At 38.8% G+C, this 19,817-nt stretch carries 20 protein-coding genes; 9 read left to right on the top strand and 11 right to left on the bottom strand.

Annotated elements, in window-relative coordinates; translation table 11 throughout:
- Positions 1 to 352: 352 nt before the first annotated feature.
- From ACQKL5_RS07675 to ACQKL5_RS07660, 4 genes are all read right to left on the bottom strand, one after another.
- A complete protein-coding gene (locus ACQKL5_RS07675; protein ID WP_427607688.1) occupies positions 353 to 1,162 on the bottom strand; it encodes a hypothetical protein in 810 nt (269 codons plus the stop codon).
- A gap of 1,695 nt (positions 1,163 to 2,857) precedes the next feature.
- Positions 2,858 to 4,411: a ribonuclease YeeF family protein gene (locus ACQKL5_RS07670; RefSeq protein ID WP_427607687.1), complete on the bottom strand. Its 1,554-nt coding sequence runs from the start codon at positions 4,409 to 4,411 to the stop codon at positions 2,858 to 2,860.
- Positions 4,412 to 4,426: 15 nt separating this feature from the next.
- On the bottom strand, positions 4,427 to 4,714 hold the full coding sequence (locus tag ACQKL5_RS07665; protein WP_427607685.1) for a DUF5344 family protein: 288 nt from the start codon (positions 4,712 to 4,714) through the stop codon (positions 4,427 to 4,429).
- Entirely contained in the window at positions 4,711 to 5,154 is a 444-nt protein-coding gene (locus ACQKL5_RS07660) for a YwqH-like family protein (RefSeq protein ID WP_427607684.1), read from the bottom strand. The genes ACQKL5_RS07665 and ACQKL5_RS07660 overlap by 4 nt, the downstream gene beginning before the upstream one ends.
- A gap of 201 nt (positions 5,155 to 5,355) precedes the next feature.
- On the opposite strand from ACQKL5_RS07660, the gene ACQKL5_RS07655 reads away from it, so the two are divergent.
- Positions 5,356 to 6,000, top strand: a complete 645-nt coding sequence (locus ACQKL5_RS07655) for a hypothetical protein (protein WP_427607682.1) — start codon at positions 5,356 to 5,358, stop codon at positions 5,998 to 6,000.
- Positions 6,001 to 6,051: 51 nt separating this feature from the next.
- Here ACQKL5_RS07655 and ACQKL5_RS07650 read toward each other — a convergent pair whose 3' ends face one another.
- On the bottom strand, positions 6,052 to 6,258 hold the full coding sequence (locus ACQKL5_RS07650) for a DUF5316 family protein (RefSeq protein ID WP_427607680.1): 207 nt from the start codon (positions 6,256 to 6,258) through the stop codon (positions 6,052 to 6,054).
- Between the two features lie 124 nt (positions 6,259 to 6,382).
- On the bottom strand, positions 6,383 to 7,291 hold the full coding sequence (locus ACQKL5_RS07645) for a TetR/AcrR family transcriptional regulator (RefSeq protein ID WP_427607678.1): 909 nt from the start codon (positions 7,289 to 7,291) through the stop codon (positions 6,383 to 6,385).
- A 256-nt stretch (positions 7,292 to 7,547) separates the two neighbouring features.
- Here ACQKL5_RS07645 and ACQKL5_RS07640 point away from each other — a divergent pair, with 256 nt between their 5' ends.
- The 3 genes from ACQKL5_RS07640 (at position 7,548) to ACQKL5_RS07630 (ending at position 9,893) form a co-directional block, all read left to right on the top strand.
- Positions 7,548 to 8,996, top strand: coding sequence for a DHA2 family efflux MFS transporter permease subunit (locus ACQKL5_RS07640; protein WP_427608084.1), 1,449 nt, complete (start codon positions 7,548 to 7,550; stop codon positions 8,994 to 8,996).
- Positions 8,997 to 9,153: 157 nt separating this feature from the next.
- Positions 9,154 to 9,465 carry a putative quinol monooxygenase gene (locus ACQKL5_RS07635; RefSeq protein WP_427607677.1) on the top strand — a complete coding sequence of 104 codons (312 nt, stop codon included), beginning with the start codon at positions 9,154 to 9,156 and terminating at the stop codon, positions 9,463 to 9,465.
- Between the two features lie 65 nt (positions 9,466 to 9,530).
- Positions 9,531 to 9,893 carry a VOC family protein gene (locus ACQKL5_RS07630; protein ID WP_427607675.1) on the top strand — a complete coding sequence of 121 codons (363 nt, stop codon included), beginning with the start codon at positions 9,531 to 9,533 and terminating at the stop codon, positions 9,891 to 9,893.
- 214 nt (positions 9,894 to 10,107) lie between these two features.
- On the opposite strand, the gene ACQKL5_RS07625 is transcribed toward ACQKL5_RS07630, so the two are convergent.
- The 3 genes from ACQKL5_RS07625 to ACQKL5_RS07615 all read right to left on the bottom strand — a co-directional run bounded on the left by ACQKL5_RS07625 (position 10,108) and on the right by ACQKL5_RS07615 (position 12,663).
- Positions 10,108 to 10,563 carry a hypothetical protein gene (locus ACQKL5_RS07625; RefSeq protein WP_427607673.1) on the bottom strand — a complete coding sequence of 152 codons (456 nt, stop codon included), beginning with the start codon at positions 10,561 to 10,563 and terminating at the stop codon, positions 10,108 to 10,110.
- Between the two features lie 329 nt (positions 10,564 to 10,892).
- Positions 10,893 to 11,666: an endonuclease/exonuclease/phosphatase family protein gene (locus ACQKL5_RS07620; protein ID WP_427607672.1), complete on the bottom strand. Its 774-nt coding sequence runs from the start codon at positions 11,664 to 11,666 to the stop codon at positions 10,893 to 10,895.
- A gap of 151 nt (positions 11,667 to 11,817) precedes the next feature.
- Entirely contained in the window at positions 11,818 to 12,663 is an 846-nt protein-coding gene (locus ACQKL5_RS07615) for an endonuclease/exonuclease/phosphatase family protein (protein ID WP_427607671.1), read from the bottom strand.
- 175 nt (positions 12,664 to 12,838) lie between these two features.
- Here ACQKL5_RS07615 and ACQKL5_RS07610 point away from each other — a divergent pair, with 175 nt between their 5' ends.
- The 3 genes from ACQKL5_RS07610 to ACQKL5_RS07600 all read left to right on the top strand — a co-directional run bounded on the left by ACQKL5_RS07610 (position 12,839) and on the right by ACQKL5_RS07600 (position 16,280).
- The gene (locus tag ACQKL5_RS07610; RefSeq protein ID WP_427607670.1) at positions 12,839 to 13,288 is read left to right on the top strand and encodes a hypothetical protein; all 450 of its coding nucleotides are present in this window, start codon (positions 12,839 to 12,841) and stop codon (positions 13,286 to 13,288) included.
- A gap of 262 nt (positions 13,289 to 13,550) precedes the next feature.
- Positions 13,551 to 14,972: a phospholipase D-like domain-containing protein gene (locus tag ACQKL5_RS07605; RefSeq protein ID WP_427607669.1), complete on the top strand. Its 1,422-nt coding sequence runs from the start codon at positions 13,551 to 13,553 to the stop codon at positions 14,970 to 14,972.
- A 105-nt stretch (positions 14,973 to 15,077) separates the two neighbouring features.
- On the top strand, positions 15,078 to 16,280 hold the full coding sequence (locus ACQKL5_RS07600) for a CynX/NimT family MFS transporter (protein ID WP_427607668.1): 1,203 nt from the start codon (positions 15,078 to 15,080) through the stop codon (positions 16,278 to 16,280).
- Positions 16,281 to 16,344: 64 nt separating this feature from the next.
- Here ACQKL5_RS07600 and ACQKL5_RS07595 read toward each other — a convergent pair whose 3' ends face one another.
- Positions 16,345 to 16,977, bottom strand: coding sequence for a LysE family translocator (locus ACQKL5_RS07595; protein WP_427607667.1), 633 nt, complete (start codon positions 16,975 to 16,977; stop codon positions 16,345 to 16,347).
- 188 nt (positions 16,978 to 17,165) lie between these two features.
- On the opposite strand from ACQKL5_RS07595, the gene ACQKL5_RS07590 reads away from it, so the two are divergent.
- A complete protein-coding gene (locus ACQKL5_RS07590) occupies positions 17,166 to 18,017 on the top strand; it encodes an MBL fold metallo-hydrolase (RefSeq protein ID WP_427607666.1) in 852 nt (283 codons plus the stop codon).
- A gap of 67 nt (positions 18,018 to 18,084) precedes the next feature.
- Here ACQKL5_RS07590 and ACQKL5_RS07585 read toward each other — a convergent pair whose 3' ends face one another.
- Positions 18,085 to 19,245, bottom strand: a complete 1,161-nt coding sequence (locus ACQKL5_RS07585; RefSeq protein ID WP_427607665.1) for an MFS transporter — start codon at positions 19,243 to 19,245, stop codon at positions 18,085 to 18,087.
- Positions 19,246 to 19,449: 204 nt separating this feature from the next.
- Here ACQKL5_RS07585 and ACQKL5_RS07580 point away from each other — a divergent pair, with 204 nt between their 5' ends.
- Positions 19,450 to 19,668, top strand: a complete 219-nt coding sequence (locus tag ACQKL5_RS07580) for a hypothetical protein (RefSeq protein WP_427607664.1) — start codon at positions 19,450 to 19,452, stop codon at positions 19,666 to 19,668.
- The last annotated feature ends 149 nt before the right edge of the window (positions 19,669 to 19,817 follow it).

Here is a 19,817-nt window from a genome sequence, read left to right as displayed (position 1 = left end):
AATTCCTTGTAAAACAAGAGCTATTAGGAATAGAACTTTCCTAACAAACCAATTGTATTTTCTGAGTCTTAGATAAATATAGTAACCGGAACCAACGAGAAGGAACATGAACAAGGTGATAAATTTTTGATAAGGACTGCTAGGTTTTTCATAGTTGGCTAAAGAATAAAACCTGGTCATTGTACTTTCCAATAAAAAGATGGTAAAACCATATCCAAGTTGGGTTAGTAGTGAATATAATAATAAAATTCGTATACCTTGAATAATGTCGTGCACAAAATCTGCCTCTTTTCAAAACGAAAGGCCATTCTCTATTGAAGGGCCCTTCGCTTTATACATCTATTAACTTCCTTTATATTGATTGTCCCTGGTAGGCAGCCAAGTCACCAATACCAGCTAAAGTGTCTTCCCATTCAGCATCGTTGGCCAAATGGATATGTACAGGGGTTTTGGTATCTTCCGTATATTCTGCAAGCCATATTCCACGATCAGAAGGTAAAAAGAATAGAATGTTCTCTAAGTATGTTTCTTCTTCATAACTAGTTATACTGAAATTGGAAATGTTGAACAAAGTCCATTCGTAAGTGCGCAGGTCATTAGAGAATAAGTAGAAACTGTCTTCTTCATGCTGAGTAAACTTGGACTTCTTGCGTACTTTATCAATTTTTTTAGGATTACTTAACCAATCAAAACCTTGCTCGGTCAGAGAGAAAGCTTCTTCACCCTCATATTTGTCAAAGGGGATTCCATAATAATCTCTAATAATCACCTGGATTTCAGAAGAGGGGATGGTCGTGAATTCATGAATGATATCTCGATCGATTAAGTGGAAAAGCCATTCATCCCCTTCAAAGTGATGTAGCATTAAAACGGACTTTTGAGGGAAATTCGAGCAGCGAATCATTCGTTTTGAGCCAATATACTTCTCGATGAAACGCTGAGTTTCTTGCGTTAATGGTACTTCGTCTCGAGCTTCTTGCTCCTCACTCCACATGTTTTTCATCATCAATTGGTTTTTCGTCACTTCAAGAATAGCCAACCACTCTTTTTCGGACTTATCCCCAATAGCCGTTTCCGCAATCCCTTTTGCAATCTCATGATGACCGGCAACACTCACCATCAAGGCTAACTCTTCAGTCGTACAGGTTAACAAATGATTCATTATGTCACGTCCTTTTAAGAATTATGGGTATGTATCCGCTTTTTGATAAGTTATATAAAGATAGCTTTCACTATCCCATATAGGATTTTATATATAATCACAGAAGTAACAGCTTGGATAAATAGAGCAATAAGGAAGAAAAATTTTCGAACAAACCAATTGTATTTACGTAGTCTGAGATAAATATAAAAGCCTGCACCCATCATGGCATACATGCAAAAGTTCACGGTTTTCTCATAAAGGTTACTAGGTTGCTCATACGTTCCTAAATGATAATAGTAGCTGATTATAGTGTTTTCGAATAAGAAGATTACAAAGCTAGATTCCCATTGGATTGAGAGGAGATATAGTAATAAAATTCCTATCCATTCAATTATGCTGTATGTCATTATTGTCCTCTTTCAAAAAAATGGAATGTAATCCCTTATAGAAAAATAGCTTTCAATACTCCATAAATGATTTTATAAATAATGATAGAAGCAATTCCTTGTGAAATAAGGGCTATTAAGAATAAAAACTTCCGAATAACCCAATTGTATTTGCTGATTTTAAGGTAAAGGTTGTATCCAATCCCGGTTAAAGTGAACATAATAAAATTAATGGACTTTTGAAAAAGAGTAGAAGGTTCTTCGTAAGTCCCTATAGTGTAAAAATTAATCATCGCTCTTTCTAATAAAAAAATTGAGAGACTGTAGGCAAATTGCGTTATAAGAATACATAATAATAAAAGTCTTATACCTTCTATTATGCTATATATCATGGTTCTCCTCTTTCTGAAATATATAAAAGGTATAAAAAATAAACCAGTTGTTACCTCCTGAACTTAGGAGGTTTACTATACAAACTTTAAAAGTAAGTGTATAGGAAATCACATGCTATCCCATAAATAGTGTAATGAAATATATTTATATAAGAATTATTGCTTCTAGAGTACGAAGCACGGCTATATAAATAATAACGGACACCATTGCTTGTAAAACAAGGGCAATAAGAAATAAAAACTTTCGAACAAACCATTTATAATTTCTAAGTTTAAGGTAAATATGATAACCGGTACCGACGGTAACAAACAAGAAAAGGTTTGCGAACTTATGGAAGGAATTATTAGGTTTTTCATAGGTGGCTAGAGCATAATAATTTATCATAGTACTTTCTAATAAAAAGATTAAAAAACCAAACATAAGTTGAATGGAGAGTAAGTATCCAATTAAATTGCTGATTATTTCCGAAGTTCCTGATGACATTTTCTCCTCTTTCTAAAACTATAGAAAAATAGCTTTCAACGTCCCATAAATGATTTTATAAATAATCACGGAAGCAATTCCTTGTAAAAGAAGAGCTATTAGGAATAGAAGTTTCCTAACAAACCAATTGTATTTCCTGAGTTTAAGATAAATGTGAAATCCAGTACCAATTAAAGTGAACATGAAAAAATTCACGAATTTTTGATATGGGGTACTGGGTCTCTCATAAGTTCCCATAGCATAATAGTTGATCATCGCACTTTCGAATAAGAAAATAGTACAGCCAAATGCAAATTGTGTTGAGAGTATACATGTTATAAAAATCCTGATGCCTTGAATTATATCGTCTACCATGATATTCCTCTTTCCCTTGCTATTATAAAACGTGTTAGAATGGTGACTTTTCTCGTGAAAGATAAAATGAAAATATTTACCTTTTTTGTACTAATTGTTAATTAAACCAACTGGAAATTGAATTTTTAATATTACTACCAATATTATCAATTACTTTACCTGATTTATTGATAATTTTATCAGCAACTTCTCCGACTTTTTCGCCAACATCTTTGATTTGATTACCAAAAGTAGAGCTCACTACACCGCCAACTAAGCCTCCTACCGCTCCACCTACTACAATTCCAACAGGACCACCGATACTACCTATTGTAGCTCCTATTTGTGCACCACCACCAATGGCAGCCATATCTGCTCCAAATCCGAATAAGAATCGTCCTGTCTTTTCTGCATATGATTTATTGGAGTTCTCTGGATTGCTAAATTCACCAAGATTTGAAATGGCAGATATTGGAGTTCCGACCAATGGAATTCTTTTTGCTACGGATGTTAATCCTCTAGCTCCTACTGCTTTACTTAAGAGACCTGTTGTACCATTGGATTTGATTCTTTCAGTTGTTCCCTTAACTAAATATTCACCTGTCAACCGATTTGAGTTTTTCGGGAAACCAGCCAGATGTTTTAACATATGCGAAGGACTTGTGTAAGAAGCAGCAAATTTCTGTAGTTTCTGCATCACTGGGTTAGTAGGTGTGGATCTGGATAAGTCCAAGAGCCATTTCGAAACTTTCGAGCTATGTTTACCTTTTGATGTCCAAGATGGATCTGCTTTGACGGAAAACTCATAATTTCCTTTTAGTTTTTGCCATAGTGTCGGTTTGCTTCCAAAGTAATGAATACTTAATTTTTTCGACAAAAAAATGGTAGATATAGAGGAAGCCGCTTGATATCCTACTAGGAAATTATCGCCAAAACTCATTTTCCCGTTAATATATGCAAAAGGAGAGGTAAGCATTTGTCCAAATGTCATCATATCTCTTGAAGCTACTTGCTTTTCTACTTCTGAAAATGCCGGCTTATCCTTTAATTGATTACCATCATAATATTGTATGCTGAAGTTTCCGCTACTGAATACACCTTGAATTTCAGCGAGATAGTTGTTCATCAACTGTATGTCATCCTCTACGGATGCTAGCTCCTTTGTTTGGCTTGTATCAAATGTACCTAAATTATCAATCGTTTTCTTTATTCTGGACTTAGCTCTTTGATAATGGGTGAGAAATGTCTGGTCATTGAGCTTTTCGATGGCAACGATATCATTTATCTGATCCAGGGTGGTGTTGGTTTCATCCACTAAGTCAATGGTTACATTTTGTGCATTCTTTAAACCTGTCGTGAGTTCACCTTCAAGAAAACTTTGGCGGATAAAACCGTTTGAATCAGACTCCAATTCAGTAGAAGCCTCTTTAAGAGTCGTCAGGACGGCTTCATAGTTTTTAAGAGAAGAGTCATAGAATGATAGGAAAGGGATATGCCAATCTTGATAAAAGGCGCGTATCGCTGAACCACCTTTTCCTTTTAAGGAATCATTGAGATTGGAAAATTCATGAATGACCTTCTCCAGTTCATTAGCCTGTTTCCTTTGGGCTTTTACTTTGCTTAGTAATCCATCTATTCCACTATGTAAAGATTGAGAATGAAGTGTCCTCATTGTATCCTCCATATTCTAATGAGCGTTTATAGAAGTTGAAAGCTGTTGGTCAACCTTTTCTATTTCTTGTATGGCCGTTCGTACGGATTGATTATTAGCTTTTAAGATTTCTTCATAGGTTTGGCCTATCGCTTCTAATTGATGGTTTAGTTCATTGATTTTTTTAACAACGTCTAATTCATTCCCGGCTGCGAAATCTTCCAGCAATTTCGTTTTGAAGGTTTCCATTGTACGATCCATTTTCGAGATGGCTGTTTTTACATCTTCACCATTCACTTTTATTTCTTGACTCAAACCATTCAATCCTTTCGTAGCTTTTCTTGTCTTCGTTTTTCTTCTTCTCTAGCATGTCGTTCGATTTCAGCCGTAATCCTGGTTTCTAATGAAGTAATCTCTGATTGAAGACTCATTATTTTATTTTCGATGGCCGTTATCGCTGCATTCATCTGAGATTGAGATAGATCTTTATAGGCCAATTCAAGACTTTCACGAACATCCGTAAAATCGGTGGCTAGCGTTCCATGCCATGTTTTAGATGATAGGTGTGGGTCCGTCACTAATCTTTCATTTTGAAAAAACTCTCCTTGTAGACTGTCTAATTCGTTTTTGCAGGTTTTTAACTTTTCGACTTGTTGTTTCTTCAAGGTTAATTCGGATTGTAAGTCTGTTAGATAGGACAATACTTTCAGCCCCTTAAGCTTATTGGAATGGTGATAATAGTCACGTTGTTTATATGGTAACACGTGGAAAAATTCTTAATAAATGGGTATTTTTTACTGAAATCAATAAGATTGTGGTTATATTTTACTAATAAGTAATTTTTTAAAACTGTTTGATACATCATTCTATTTCTTTGTTCCGAACATGTTTGGTAAAATAGTAATTTTTTGCTATAATAGGAATCTTGAATGAGTAATGGGCAACTAAGAGATGAGGGGTAGTTTTTGAAAAAGTTCATGATCGTGTTATTGGGTGCTGTTTTGTTGGGTGGTTGTGACCTGGTGAATCATACTAAGTCAGAGGCAGTCGATACTGCAGACAATATTATAGAAGAAACAGAGATAGAAGATTCCAAGAAGGAAGTTCAATCGAGTTATACGGCAGCGGACTATATAAAGTCCGTTGAAGGGAACCTTGAGGCGAATTCGGATGCATTGATTGAAAAGCTTAAAGAGGTACAAACCTATAATTTTTTCTCTGAAGTCGAGCTTTTGGATTTTATGGCTGAACGGAATGACTTTCATTTATCCATCACGATGTTTTCCATGGATAGAGGAGCTAATGAGGTCTTTTATGAGGGAAAGGATTCCAACATTTTTTCAGGTAGCATGGGAATTGTAGAAGATGTACCATTTTCCATCGTCTTAGGTAACGAAACAGATGACTTTTGGAATTTTTATGATCAGAACGCTGAAGAGCTGGATACATTAGAGAAGCAGGCAATCACAAAGTGGTTTGCAGAGTGTTGGGAAAAAGCGAATGGAGAAGCGATTGAATTGCCTTCTTATTTTTGTTTTCATGATGAGTATGAATCCTTTGATTTGAAGAAGAAAGAACAGATTTCCGATGATGAGAAATGGGCCGAATGAAACGAAAAAGAAGGTCACCTATGGCGGCCTTCTTTTTGTTTTGGTTTTCTGCTAGAAGTACCATATCAACCCTGCAATGCCTAATGACAGTGCACCTAAAATCCCAGTATACAATGAAATTTTTGTTCTGAACTGTCGATGTTCCCTTGTTTCCGAATGGAAATTAGCTCTTTGCTCAGCTCCGGTAGTCCAGGCACCTATGAATATTCCTGAAAGGCAGATTCCTACCACACCAATAATCATGAATAACTTTAGCATTCATCCCACCCCTTATTCGTCTTAGGTAACTCTACGTTTCAGAAGGTAATTAGTTCCGATTATTTTAAAGAAGTAGAAGGGGTGACTACTTTTTTACAAAGGTCTTTTATCAAGATATTATCCTTTATATTTCTTTTTCCAATAGGCTTAGACAAATGTTGATATTCTCTTCAAAAAGGTTCATGTCTTGTTCGATATTGACGGCATATTGGGTCTTAATGACCTGTAATAAGCTCTCTATCAAAAATACTCGAGGTTTACTGGACATTAATTCCTCTTGAATGAAGTCAATTAGTTCATTTGCTTTCGTCTGATCTTCTCGACAAGGAAGGGAACGGTGTGTAGCCTTTTTTAGAGCCAAGGAGGATTTCATCAAGTCATTATGACATTGATGCATATTGTTTTTAAAAGTTGGTAGCCAAGTATCGATTAATTCTGGATCAAGGATTCGCTCTCCGCATTGGGATACTCCATTGACTAAGTCGACGATTCGATTCATGCAGTAGCGGATGATTTTGATTTCTGATACTGCGACATCTTTGGCTTGAAAACTAAAATAACTCATATGGGCCATCATACCGTTGAAGAGAATAGTGAGATCTAATAAATAGGGTTTTTTACTTTCCCCAAATATATCGAGAAAACGACCTAACATCCAACGAACACTTACTAGTTGTATACGTTTGATGAATTCCTTTAATTCCTCATCGTTGGATACTCGGACTTCCTCAATTAATATGAGTAATTTACTTTGTTTATTCGCCATCATTTGAATCTCTAGCTGTTTAATGAATATTTCAATATCGGCTACATCTTGTCCAATTAATAGTTCTTCACGTTCGAAGCGGACTTTTTTATAGAAGGAACCGAAAATAGCCATAAATAATTCGCCCTTAGAAGGGAAATAATTATAAAATGTACCTTTGGAAATGCCACTGCCATCTAATATATCTTGGATGGAAGTCGCTTGATAGCCTTTTTCGATAAACAACTTATGAGCTGTTTCGATGACATTTTGCTTGCGTTCATTCATCAGATCACCCTTATTTCATTATAATGCCTGTATAAATGTAATCGTATACTATTTTCAATAACAGCACAAACCCAATAATACCGTAATAAATTTTTATTGCAAAATCTGAACGAGGAGTATATTATATATTTTATGCAGAAAGTTAGACTTACCGTATAAGAAAATGAACCAATAGTTTGAATGGAGGAATAGATAAAAAGTGAGTACTACTCAGACAATAGAAAAGAAGCCCCCTTATGGCATATTAGCCATCCTAATGATTGGGGCATTCATATCGATACTTAACTCGACTCTTTTGAATATTGCACTACCATCAATATCAAGAGACCTTGAAATCGAGACAGCAACCGTCCAATGGTTGGCAACAGGATATATGCTGGTGAACGGAATCATGATTCCGACAACTGCCTTCCTAATAAGAAAATACTCGGTACGGAACCTGTTCTTGACAGCGATGCTCCTATTCTCAATCGGAACCATTGTTGCAGGTGCTGCACATGTATTCCCACTTTTATTAGGAGCACGGATGGTTCAGGCAGCTGGTTCAGCCATCATGATGCCATTATTGATGAACGTTCTTTTAACGTCATTCCCTGTTGAAAAGCGTGGATCGGCAATGGGGTTGTTCGGATTAGTCATGATGTTTGCCCCTGCTATCGGACCAACGTTATCAGGATGGATTGTGGAACACTATAACTGGAGAATGCTTTTCCACGTTATCACTCCATTGGCAATCCTTGTACTGGTTCTTGGCTTCTTCAAACTGAAAGACAAGAAAGAAAAAATGGATATTAAAATCGATATCCTTTCAGTCCTTTTATCTAGTTTAGGTTTCGGCGGATTACTTTACGGATTCAGTTCAGCGGGTAGTAAAGGCTGGGATAGTCCTTGGGTGTATGGATCATTAGCAGTCGGTGCTGTTTCACTGATTCTATTCATTGTACGCCAACTTAAAATGGAAACACCGATGCTTGAATTCAGGATTTTCGCACATCCGATGTTTGCCTTATCAGCGACCATCTCCATTGTGTTGAACATGGCAATGTTCTCGGCCATGATTTTGATGCCGATGTATATCCAAACACTTCGTGGCATTTCACCGTTTGATTCAGGCCTATTGATGCTTCCTGGTGCAATCATCATGGCACTCATGTCGCCAATTACAGGTAAGCTTTTTGATAAGTTTGGAGCACGCGTTCTTGCGGCTCTAGGTTTGCTAATCACGGTGGTTACTACCTATTTCTTTAGTCAGTTGTCCATGGAAACAACATACGGAAATATTATGGTTCTTTATTCTGTACGGATGCTAGGGATGTCTATGGCGATGATGCCAATCATGACAAATGGTCTAAACTCGTTACCAGCTCGTATGAATCCACATGGTACTGCGATGAATAACACGCTGAACCAAGTTTCAGGTGCAATCGGAACAGCATTGCTTGTTACGGTCATGTCTAACAGAGCGGAATCAACTGGTAAGGATCTTATGACTGCAGCCATGAGTAAATTGACAAGCCAACCTACAGCTGAATGGATGGCAAAAACACAGGAACAAATTGGGATGCAAGCCATGTTAGATGGCATTAACTTCTCTTTCCTTGTTTCAACCTTCATTGCCGGTTTGGCGCTAGTTTTAACATTGTTCATTAAACGTGCTTGGCCTGCAGAGGAAAAGCGAGTTCAAAAAGAAAAACAATCATCATAATAAAAAAAGCATGAGCATAGCGAACTCCTTTTCGAGTTAGGCTATGGTCATGCTTTTTTTTGCTCAAAATAGACGGAAAATTCAAATAGTAACAAAGGATAATGGTACTTGGCTGTAGAAGATTAGAGTAGTTATTATGGGAAATGGAGAGGATTATATGAGTAAATTCGGTTTGTATGGCAAATTCATCGTGCGAGAAGGGGAACGAGATAACGTGGTGGATATTTTATTAGAAGCAGCAGAATCGATGAGGAATCTAGAGGAATGCGAAATATATCTCGTAAGTGTTTCTGAAGATGAGCTACACACTGTATACGTACATGAAGTATGGAGCAACGAAAAGGCACATCAAGACTCTTTAACACTTGAAGCTACACAGACATTAATAAAACGTGCAAAACCAATGATTACTGGAATGGAGAGGATCAACACCTTGAAAATAAAGGGTGGGAAAGGCGTAATGAACTAAATGTGTGGAAGTAAATGGAGAACATGAATAGCAAGTAGATAATAATTATTCAAGGAGGCGAATCAATGATATATGAAATGACGGTACAAATTCGAGTTGCCGATATAGAAAGAGGACGTCGTTGGTATGAATCTTTTTTGAAACGTAAACCTGACTTTATTCCTCATGAAGGTTTCGTGGAGTGGGAACTCATTCCAGGGAGTTGGCTGCAGGTAGCGGAAGGAACGCCATCAGAAGGAAGTGGACCGTTACGTATAGGGGTAGATAGTATGGAAAAAGAGCGAGAAAGAGTTATTGAAGAACTTGGAGTAGAGTTTTTTGAGATTTATTCAAGAGAGGAGGTTCCAGTGAAGTGGGGACCGTTTAGTGATCCCTGGGGTAATAGTCTGGGCTTCTTTGAATATGTAAGTGAAAAGGAAAAAGCATGAAGTAAAAAGGTTGGAAAATGCACATGTATATTCTAGTAACGTTGGAAAGAAGTTTGGGGTTTTGTAAAGCAGCTAACGGTAAGTATGAGGATGTGCGACGACTGTACCTGTAAATGTTAGGGGATGGGCCTGCTCATTACATGGTTTGTAAAAGAACAGTACCCATCCACATCTCTCTTTTTAAAGTGTAAGCTAAATGAAATTGAATTCATCATTAGTTCATATCAATATGAGGTGAAACCTTGTCAATGTTGAGTTTGGACAATTTCATCCCTTTATAAGATGCTATGCAAGGAACCAAGCATAAGATGGCCATCGGTACGCAATACAGGATGTAGAAGTGCCCTCCTTGTTGTATGAAAGGTAAATAGGCAAGTGCGATGCAAATCAAAGCGGCGATTATGATTAGGAAAATTCCGAATGACTTATGATAAAAAGAATAGACGGCTTCCCTTTCTACCCGTTGTTTGTGTAAAGTCTTTGCGACTTTATCTGTACGGATAAAAAAGTACAAGGAGACTAAGAGAAATACAGCAGAGAACGGTAAAGCTACAGCGAAGTAAGATACATCAAGAATGCTAAGGTAAAAGCTTGTTAAGAAAAACACTTCCGAGACACCTAAAGCAAAACCATAGTTGAAAACGCTTACTTTTGACGGTTGCTTAATCATGGAAATTCCTCCCTCTTTTATATATATATTAAGCTATTTCATACTTGTTCACAAGTTAGACACAATATTTTTTGAAAAATAATCCATTTGGCAGGGGGAGGGTTATAAAGTTTCCTGGGTAATATGTATTTTGAATTTATTTAACTTTCATTTTAGAAATAAGGCACCTCTTTTGAGATCCTATTAAGGCTGTAAATGTGCTTTTGTTGTCGTACAGATTTTGATGTTATTTTATGCGTTATATACGTTTCTTACTTATTAAGGAATGCTTTTAGAAAGAGTTTCATGGTACATAAAAACTCGCCCTCAATAGTTGAAAAGGCGAGTAATTAATTTAATGTTAGCGTGACAATAATAGGATAGTGGTCAGAGCCAGGGGTATAGATGACCTTTGCCTGTGATGTCTTTATCTCTTTCGAAGTGAAAATGTAATCAATTCTTTTGGGAATGCCCTCCGCATCGTACGTATATGCTTCGTTTTGATCGGCGAAAGCGTCATTATAATGAGAGGAAATAGAAAGCAACTCTTTACTCTGAGGCGTTGTATTGAAGTCACCCATCAATACCTTAGGACCTTTTTTTGCATGAGATATCTGAATGATTTCATTCAGTTGAATATGGCGTTCATTAGCAGTTAAGGCAAGGTGAGTATTGTATACGTTAATTTTATAACCTTTAATATCAATAACGATCTCCAATAGTCCGCGTTGCTCAGATTCCCCAATTTTCGTTAATAGGTAATTTTGCGCATGGACAATTGGATAGGCACTTAAAATGGCCGCTCCATACTGTCGACGGTTTTTCCCAGTCTTGAAAGGAGCACGATCGATGTTAGCCATATATATATAATGCATGTTAAGGCGCTGGGCCAACCATTCTGCTTGATCTTCGAAATCACTTCGTTCCGACCATTGGTTGTCCACTTCTTGTAGTCCAATTATTTCAGCGCCCTCAACTTCTACTATTCTCGCAATCCGTTCCATATCCAGAATCCCATCAATGCCGACTCCATGGTGAATATTGAAGGACATAACCTTCACATCCAATGCTTTCTTTTTGGAAAACAACCGTCCAAAAGAGAGACCTCTTCGCAAACTAGTCACTCCTTTCCGTTATTCTTTCTCTCTTAGTATACCTTTTGTTTCCATAATATAAAGCGATTAGGGTTAAACATAAAGTATATTCTTTTTAAAAAATGAACTCGACTCCCCTGAAAGTTGAGTATTAAAGTGGGCGGGTAGTCATTTCATTTTTCTAAAATTCAGGAGAAAAGAAAGTTAGGGTAGCGGTCAATGGAAGATGGTCAGAAGCTAAAGAAGAAATCACTTTTACATTTGATGTTTTTATCCCTTTGGATGTCAGAATGTAATCAATTCTTTTGGGCGTTCCATCATCAGCGTAGTATGTGAATGCATGGATAAGATGAGCAAAGCTATCATGAAAATTAGATAAAAGTAGCTGCATCTCATTACTTTCAGGTGTTGTATTCAAATCTCCCATGATGACTTTCGGTCCTTTTACGTCATGGGAGATAGCGACAATCTCATCCATTTGTAGTTGACGTTCTTCCGTTGTTAAGGAAAGGTGTGTATTATAAACTTCGAGAAGATTGCCTTTTACATTAATTTTAGCCTCTAGTAATCCCCGCTGTTCGGTATTCCCAACCTTCGACAACAAATGATTTTGTGCAGAAATAATGGGGTACTTACTTAAGATGGCTGTGCCATATTGACGACGATGCTCTCTTGCATTAAGAGGATCACGGTCCAAGTTGGCTGCATATGTATAATGCATGTCCAAGCGTTCAGCCAACCATTTTGTCTGGTTTTCGAAATGACTCCGTCCCGACCAATGCTTGTCCACCTCCTGTAACCCTATAATCTCTGCATTCCCCAATTCAATCGTGTTCGCAATCCGTTCCATGTCCAAAACTCCGTCAATTCCGACGGCATGGTGGATATTGAAGGATAATACCTGTACATCCACTAGTTTTTTGTTGAAGTGCGATAGCTCCTCGGCATAGGTATAACTTGTAGGGACCATGCCCATGGTTCCTACAAGCAAAAGCAGACTCCCAATAAAACCAATTACTTTCCCCAATCTAATCACTCCTTTTCGACTTATCATAAGGGATCTTTGTGAAGGTTATATTAATCAATTATAAATTCCTATCAATAAGTTATATCCTTTGATTGTTTGAAAAATTTTATGAGCATCTGTTTGAAATAAGGCTAATAACGGGATAGCGTTTGTTGAATAAAAAGTAGAGATTAAGGTGAACAGACAAGATGTGTCCATTGGAGCGACTGGTCCAGGTGGAATGACAGTTTTCCTTGAAACAGATCAATCCATTGGAAATCTGGATTTTCTTAGTTTAGGTACTTCTTCAGCAAGTTTTGTACGAAACACATTAGTTGTTCCTCAGGATGCCACCATTACAGGTTTGGTCTTAAATATCCGTGATAATGCTTTAGGAACCGGAAACATAGCATCCGCTGAGATATTTATAAGCACGAATTGTGGTTTTGGTACTCCTGAAGCAACGGGTATCATTGCCTCAATAACGGGGCCGAATTCAGCGGTAACCCCGAATTGTTGTGCATTTGCAGCCGCTGATTTTGCAGTGGAGCAGTGTGATTTAATAACAGTCAGAATCACCACTGGTGGTGGAGCATTTGCTGGAGGTGTAGCAGCAACTATTTTACTCTCTACTACTACCCCGTAGGAAAAATAACTTAAAACATATAATCCTCCTCAAGGTTGTCTCGAAGTGGTATCCACTGAGAGGAACCTTTTTTTACGTTACCCCTTTACACAAGACTCCTCGACTCATATTTTCCATTTGATTTCGAAAAAGGCAAAAGCAGAATATTAAAGAATTCAAGAGATTGTGCGGGGTAACAGGCAACCAAAGAACTCCCTTGTATAGAGTTTTTCCTTTATACAAATAGTATGAGGAAAGTGGGAGGAAGGAGGCAAGGAATTCAATGGCAAAAAAAATCGTGATAGGAGCACTACTTGTATGTCTCTTATATGTCCTTTATGCATTGGCTACAGCGGTTGTTCTGTTCTATTTTCCGTTGGAGAAAAAAGGGGATATGCCAACTAATGATGTGAGTGAATTTATGGGGAGGGGAAATTCTTCAGATCGGGTTCTGTTGCTTGAAGATGGTTACGAGTCAGGACGTGCTCGCATCCAAATGATTCAGGAAGCGGAAGAATCCATTGATATTGCCTATTATTCTATCGCAAAAGGTAAATCAACAGAGCTCATTCTGGGTGCCCTTATCGAAGCAGCTGATCGTGGTGTCAAGGTCCGAATCCTTGTGGATGGGATTTGTCATGGCCTTCGCTTTAAAATGAGTGATGTCCGTTATGCTTTGGCGTCGCACGATAATATTGAATTAAGGTATTATGAATCGTTTAAGATATTCCAGCCATGGACATGGAACAACAGGCTTCATGATAAAATCATGCTGGCAGATGGCAGGCTGGGTATTATTGGTGGACGAAATATAGCCGATAAATATTTAGCAAAAAAACCACCAAAGAACTTTGTTCATGATCGGGATGTCATCATCTTCAATGAAGACCAAGGAGAAGAAAGTGCAAACGCTCAAATGAAAGAGTATATAGATGAATTATGGCATCATCCCTATACGAGCAATCCTTTCTCTGACCTTTCAAAAAGACAGGTTGCAAAAGGGGAAGAGGAAAAGAAAAAGTTATCCAGTCAATATAACAAGGCCATTAAAGCCAATGAGAATTTTGTTACCCCTTCGATTAAATGGAGTGCAATAACGACTCCCACAAAACGAGTGAGCTTTATCCGAAATCCAATCGGACGGTTCAAGAAACAACCTGTTGTCTGGCAATCGCTTATTGATTTAGGAACGGAAGCAGAACAGTCCGTCTTGATGCAGTGTCCGTATGTGATACCTACAAAAGAGATGAAGAAGTATGTACCAGATAACATGAATTCGGCTGCCGATTGGACAATGCTCACGAATTCCGTAAAATCCACTCCCAATGTTTTTGCCTTTTCTGGCTACTTGGATACGAGAGAAGATATCGTACAGACTGGTGTACGACTTTATGAATATGCGGATCACTACTCCTTACATGCCAAATCGGTCGTCTATGATCAACGGATCAGTGCAGTTGGTTCCTTCAACCTGGATCCACGATCATCATTTTTAAGTACAGACTCGATGGTCGTCATTGATAGCGAGGATTTCGCACAACAGCTGACAGAGGCCATAGATAACAAAATCAGTAGCAGCACACTTGTTGCGGATAATAAAGAGAAGATAGAGACACCAAAAGATGAGAAAAAGGACAAGTCGTATAAGGCTATCTTATTAAATACCCTTTCAAAAATAGCGATATTTTGGAGAGCATTGGTTTGATTTATTTTCTATAAAAAGTAACTCCATTAAACTTCTTCCATTTCGATTGTGATATTCTATTGTAATATCATTAGAAATTTCATTCGTTTTAGGAGGATATATTGAATGGAGCAACAAAAGGTAGCTGTTCAAAAGAACTCATTATTTTTATTTTTTTTCACGTTGGGCATCGTCCTTGTTGCCTTCAATTTGCGTCCAGCCATCACTTCGGTCGGACCATTAGTTGGCGTGATTCAGGCAGACCTTGGGCTTTCCCATTGGAGTGCAGGCTTGTTGATGAGTTTTCCGTTAATTACGTTTGCCATCATGTCGCCTATCGTTCCGAAAATCGCCAATCGGTTGACGAATGAGAAGACTTTATTGCTCGGGTTGTTCGTTCTGTTAATTGGGATATGCATTCGGTCACTTTCGATAACGATATTCCTATTTCTGGGGACCATTCTTGTGGGGATGGGAATATCCATCGGAAATGTTCTTTTACCAGTCATCATCAAGGATAAATTCCCGCAGAAATTCGGTCTGATGACCAGCGTATATTCCACTTCCATGGGGTTGATTGCTTCTCTTGCTTCCGGGCTGAGCGTTCCACTAGCAATTGGGTTGAACCTTGGTTGGCAAGGGGGATTAATCGTCTGGGGGATTCCATCGATACTGGCCATCGTGGTTTGGATATACCTTCTCAGGTTGAATGAGGGCAAAGGAAACCCAATAAGAAGTGTCAGTTTAAGTGCAACGAAAATCTGGCGTTCCCCACTTGCTTGGCAAATCGCCTTATACATGGGATTTCAATCTTTTTTATTTTATGTGACGATTGCGTGGTTACCTGAAGTCTTAATTAATCATGGACTAAGCAGGGAGACTGCTGGATGGTTACTTTCGTTCACCCAATTGGTTGGGCTGCCATCCAGTTTCTTCATTCCTGTAATTGCTACACGACTTAAATCTCAGGTTTGGCTAGCTTTTGGGCTGGGATTATGCTCAATCATCGGATATACAGGGTTATGGCTTGGTTCTTCTTTTTCCATTCTGATTGTCAGTATCACGTTAATTGGAATCGCACTGGGAGGGAATTTTCCACTCGCACTAAGTTATATCGGCATTCGCGCTCGGAATGCGAGTCAAGCCGCCGAGCTATCCGGAATGGCCCAATCAACTGGGTACCTACTTGCCGCCGTTGGGCCGATATTCATTGGATTCTTGTTTGATTTGGCTCAAGAGTGGACCATTCCGCTAACTGCACTCATCCTCATATCTGTATTGCTCATGATATTTGGCATGATGTCCGGACGAGACCGGCATGTGGCTTGAAGCAAATGAAAAGGCAGCAATCTTGTGATTGCTGCCTTTGCCTCTAATTAGCCAACCCTTTACATCAATTATGAGCTTTCTCCAGAGCTAACCTTAGCCCAAAACCGATCAGGATTGTACCCGTAATTCCTTCAAAAACCATTTGGGTCCGCGGTTTTTTCATGAAAGCACTGATCTGGTTAAGCAAGTAGATGTAGAAGAAGAACCATAGTGCAGTCAAAATGGTGTAAGTAGCCCCCATCAATAGAAATGGCAGGAATGTATCATGTCCAGGATTCACGAACTGTGGTAGAAATGTAAGAAAGAACACGGCCACTTTCGGATTGAGCAAATTGGTCAGGAACCCCTGTTTAAAGCAAGACTTGTTTTCGTATTTATACTCGGCCGGCATTTCATCCGTTGCTGCCACTTCCCTATTCCTCAAACCCCATAATGTCTTAATTCCTAGATAAATTAAGTACACGGCACCAGCATATTTAAAAATGGAAAATAATAAGGAGGATTTAACGATAATCGCTGATAGCCCTAAAACAGCGGCCGTTGTATGAATGAGAAGGGCACAACACGTACCAAACATCGTTTGTAGACCTCCCGTTTTCCCGACCAAAAAGGTGTTCTTAGTTGCGATCGCCGTATCGGGACCGGGTAATAGTATGAGAAGAATGCACATCATGATAAATACATAAAAGTTTTCCATGTTAACACCACCAAATTTATTTTGATTATTCTGATAAAATTATTATTTACTGTACCACAAATTTCCTGAAAGTGGATAGGGCCTACGAAATTTTTATATTACCTTATAACTATGGTCCTATAATTTGCTATACTTTATCTATACTGATTGATTGAAGACTGTCCATCGGGCCAAAGGAGAAGTGAACCATGCAAACTTTACAACCTGTATCGAAACATATCGTCTATCTGACGAGAGTAGAGGAAACCGATCGCCCGATTCTAACTGCTGTTTCCGGAACAAAGAAAACACTCGTCATTGACGCGGGTAATTCCGTTTCACATGCGCAACTGTTTCATGATGAATTGCTGAAGGCCAATCTGAGCGGGGACATGCTTGTTCTTACCCATTCACATTGGGACCATGTATTTGGGCTGGAAACTGTCGATATTCCTGTGATATGCGAGAAGGGAACGTACAGGAACATTAAAGAGATGCAGCCGCTTTCCTGGGATGATCATTCCCTTGATCAGCGGGTAAAGGAAGGGATCGAGATTCCATTTTGTGCCGACGCCATCAAGTTGGAGTTCGGTACAGAAAGGGACATTTCCCTGAAGCTTCCTGATATTGTTTTTGAAAAGTCGCTAACCATTGATTTGGGGGATATAACATGCATCGTAGAACACGTAGGTGGGGATCATGCCGCTGATTCTTGTATTGTGTATGTACCTGAGGAAAAGACCTTAATATTGGGCGATTGCCTGTATGCCAACCTCTATGCGGATAAATGGAATTACACGGCTGAAAAGGCATTGAAGCTTGTTGAGAAGATCGAAGCCTATCATGCCGAAACGTATATCCTTTCCCATCATGATCAGCCATGCACGAAACAGGAGATGGAGCAGGAGTTCAAGTTATTTAAGGATTGTGCCAATCTTGTCGGCAAACATCAGGGGAACCAAGAATTGATGGAGCAAGAGTTGGCCATAAAGCTAAACCGCAATTTAACCGAAGATGAGCTAGACACGGTGGGCCTTTTTGTGAATGGCTTTACTAAGTGAAGGAGTAGGTAATTTTAATAAAACAAAAAAGTCGAATTCCTGTAACAGGAGTCGACTTTTTCGTGCCTTATTCTGCTTTCACCATAATCTCCTTCTTCCCATAAATCCGGTAAAGAATCAGTGCGAACACCATTCCGACGAATGAGATGGAAGAAATCGAAAGATAAAGGACTTTCCCTCCAAACGCTCCGTATATAGCTCCCCCTATATAAGAAGCAAGGATTCCCGAAACTCCAAAGAACAGCAAGGCCAATATCGTCTGCCCTGTGGCACGCCATTCTGCCGGCACGATCCGGTACAGATACTGTATGGCAGCCGAGTAGAAAATAGGGAATGTCAACAGTTGCATGATCTGCAAGTAAGCTAACAGGTGCGGATCGGTCAGCCAGGCCGAGACGAAATACCGGATAAAGAAAAATGCGGCCGCGAAGGAGATGATGATGATTTCCTTACCCTTCCGAAGCCACCAGAAGCTTAGTGCGAACACGACAATTTCGCTACCGGCTGCCAAGAACCAAGTGAGGCCTACAAGTGTGGTGCTTCCTCCCAGTTCTCGAATGTACACACCTAGGAACGTATCGTTCATCCTGGCTGGGACGGCACAAATGAAGACCAGTAACAGGAATAGTAGGGTCTCTTTATTGCTAAAAAAGTGCTTGAGTGTTTTCATCGTAACGGGCTTTCCAGAGACGGGTGCGTCTGGCATCATCCAGATGATCACAAAACCGATAAAACCAATACCAGAAAAGAGCCATGCCAGACTGTTCGCACCGAAATGGGACATCACATACCCCGTGATCAGTGAGATGACAGCATACCCTAACGCGCCATATGTACGGATAGATCCATAACTGATTCCATTCGATTCAGCAATCGTAAAATTGAGGCTTTCCGTCAGTGGGTCAATCGGCATCAGGAAGAAATATAATAGCATTGCAAATAGAATCAATAGAAGATAGCTTCCCGAATCGTATAGAAAATAACCGAGGATGCTTGAGAAAAGAATCAACAGCAACAGGACTTTACGAATCGTCTTCGTCTTGTCACTGATCATGCCCCATAAAGGCTGGGTAATCAACGTCACAAACCCTCCTGTCCCAATGATAAAGCCGATTTGGCCTGGTGACAGTCCCTGATCGTCTAGATAGACTGGTAGAAAAGGAATGAAAATGGCAAGTAAACCAAAGTATAAAAAGTTGAAGCCTCTCAGTAATCCTAATGTTCTCATAAAATGTATAGTACCCCACAATTTCTATAGATTGATGGAACTCAACTTTATTATTGTAACATTTCCTGAATTATTTGAAATCTATAGATTACTATTTTCCTATTTTACCAGGTAAAATATGTGAGTGTTTTTTAATCATTTAATACTTTTGATGGGTGTGCGTGATATAATTAACGACAGAAAATGAGGTAGGGAGTTGGGGGTTTGGATCAAGATACAAAAGTTATTCAGGAGTTACAGGAACTTAAACAAAAGGTTGCATCTCTTGAAGACTTATTACTTGCCGAAAGAAAAGAGAAAGTAGGCCCCGGACGTACCTTTATGGATGCCATTTTATCGTTATTATTCGGATTGTTTGTCGTAGGACCGGTTGTCGTAGCGGTTATTGGGGTTTTAATGATTGTTATATCGTGGTTAGAGTAGGGGTTACATACCTTTTTTTAAGTTGTCTTCTTAAAACTTTTTCTTGGATAGGGTTTTGTCCGCCAAGAATAAAGATTTTAACCTAATCATAGCTTTAAAAACGGTAGGAATTAAGAAATGGTTCATATAGGATGGATCAGGGTAAAAAC

Source organism: Peribacillus sp. NPDC097675, from assembly GCF_050277655.1.
GTDB lineage: Bacteria > Bacillota > Bacilli > Bacillales > DSM-1321 > Peribacillus.
The sequence above is the reverse complement of the archived record's forward strand: the minus strand, read 5'-3'. Positions and strand labels throughout refer to the sequence as shown.

What these genes read in the sequence shown, in the direction of transcription:
- ACQKL5_RS07675 (WP_427607688.1), bottom strand. Translation starts at nt 1,162, where the DNA reads ATGAATCATTTGTTAACCTGTACGACTGAAGAGTTAGCCTTGATGGTG.
- ACQKL5_RS07670 (WP_427607687.1), bottom strand. Translation starts at nt 4,411, where the DNA reads ATGAGGACACTTCATTCTCAATCTTTACATAGTGGAATAGATGGATTA.
- ACQKL5_RS07650 (WP_427607680.1), bottom strand. Translation starts at nt 6,258, where the DNA reads ATGCTAAAGTTATTCATGATTATTGGTGTGGTAGGAATCTGCCTTTCA.
- ACQKL5_RS07645 (WP_427607678.1), bottom strand. Translation starts at nt 7,291, where the DNA reads ATGAATGAACGCAAGCAAAATGTCATCGAAACAGCTCATAAGTTGTTT.
- ACQKL5_RS07640 (WP_427608084.1), top strand. Translation starts at nt 7,548, where the DNA reads ATGATTGGGGCATTCATATCGATACTTAACTCGACTCTTTTGAATATT.
- ACQKL5_RS07635 (WP_427607677.1), top strand. Translation starts at nt 9,154, where the DNA reads ATGAGTAAATTCGGTTTGTATGGCAAATTCATCGTGCGAGAAGGGGAA.
- ACQKL5_RS07630 (WP_427607675.1), top strand. Translation starts at nt 9,531, where the DNA reads ATGATATATGAAATGACGGTACAAATTCGAGTTGCCGATATAGAAAGA.
- ACQKL5_RS07625 (WP_427607673.1), bottom strand. Translation starts at nt 10,563, where the DNA reads ATGATTAAGCAACCGTCAAAAGTAAGCGTTTTCAACTATGGTTTTGCT.
- ACQKL5_RS07605 (WP_427607669.1), top strand. Translation starts at nt 13,551, where the DNA reads ATGGCAAAAAAAATCGTGATAGGAGCACTACTTGTATGTCTCTTATAT.
- ACQKL5_RS07600 (WP_427607668.1), top strand. Translation starts at nt 15,078, where the DNA reads ATGGAGCAACAAAAGGTAGCTGTTCAAAAGAACTCATTATTTTTATTT.
- ACQKL5_RS07595 (WP_427607667.1), bottom strand. Translation starts at nt 16,977, where the DNA reads ATGGAAAACTTTTATGTATTTATCATGATGTGCATTCTTCTCATACTA.
- ACQKL5_RS07590 (WP_427607666.1), top strand. Translation starts at nt 17,166, where the DNA reads ATGCAAACTTTACAACCTGTATCGAAACATATCGTCTATCTGACGAGA.
- ACQKL5_RS07585 (WP_427607665.1), bottom strand. Translation starts at nt 19,245, where the DNA reads ATGAGAACATTAGGATTACTGAGAGGCTTCAACTTTTTATACTTTGGT.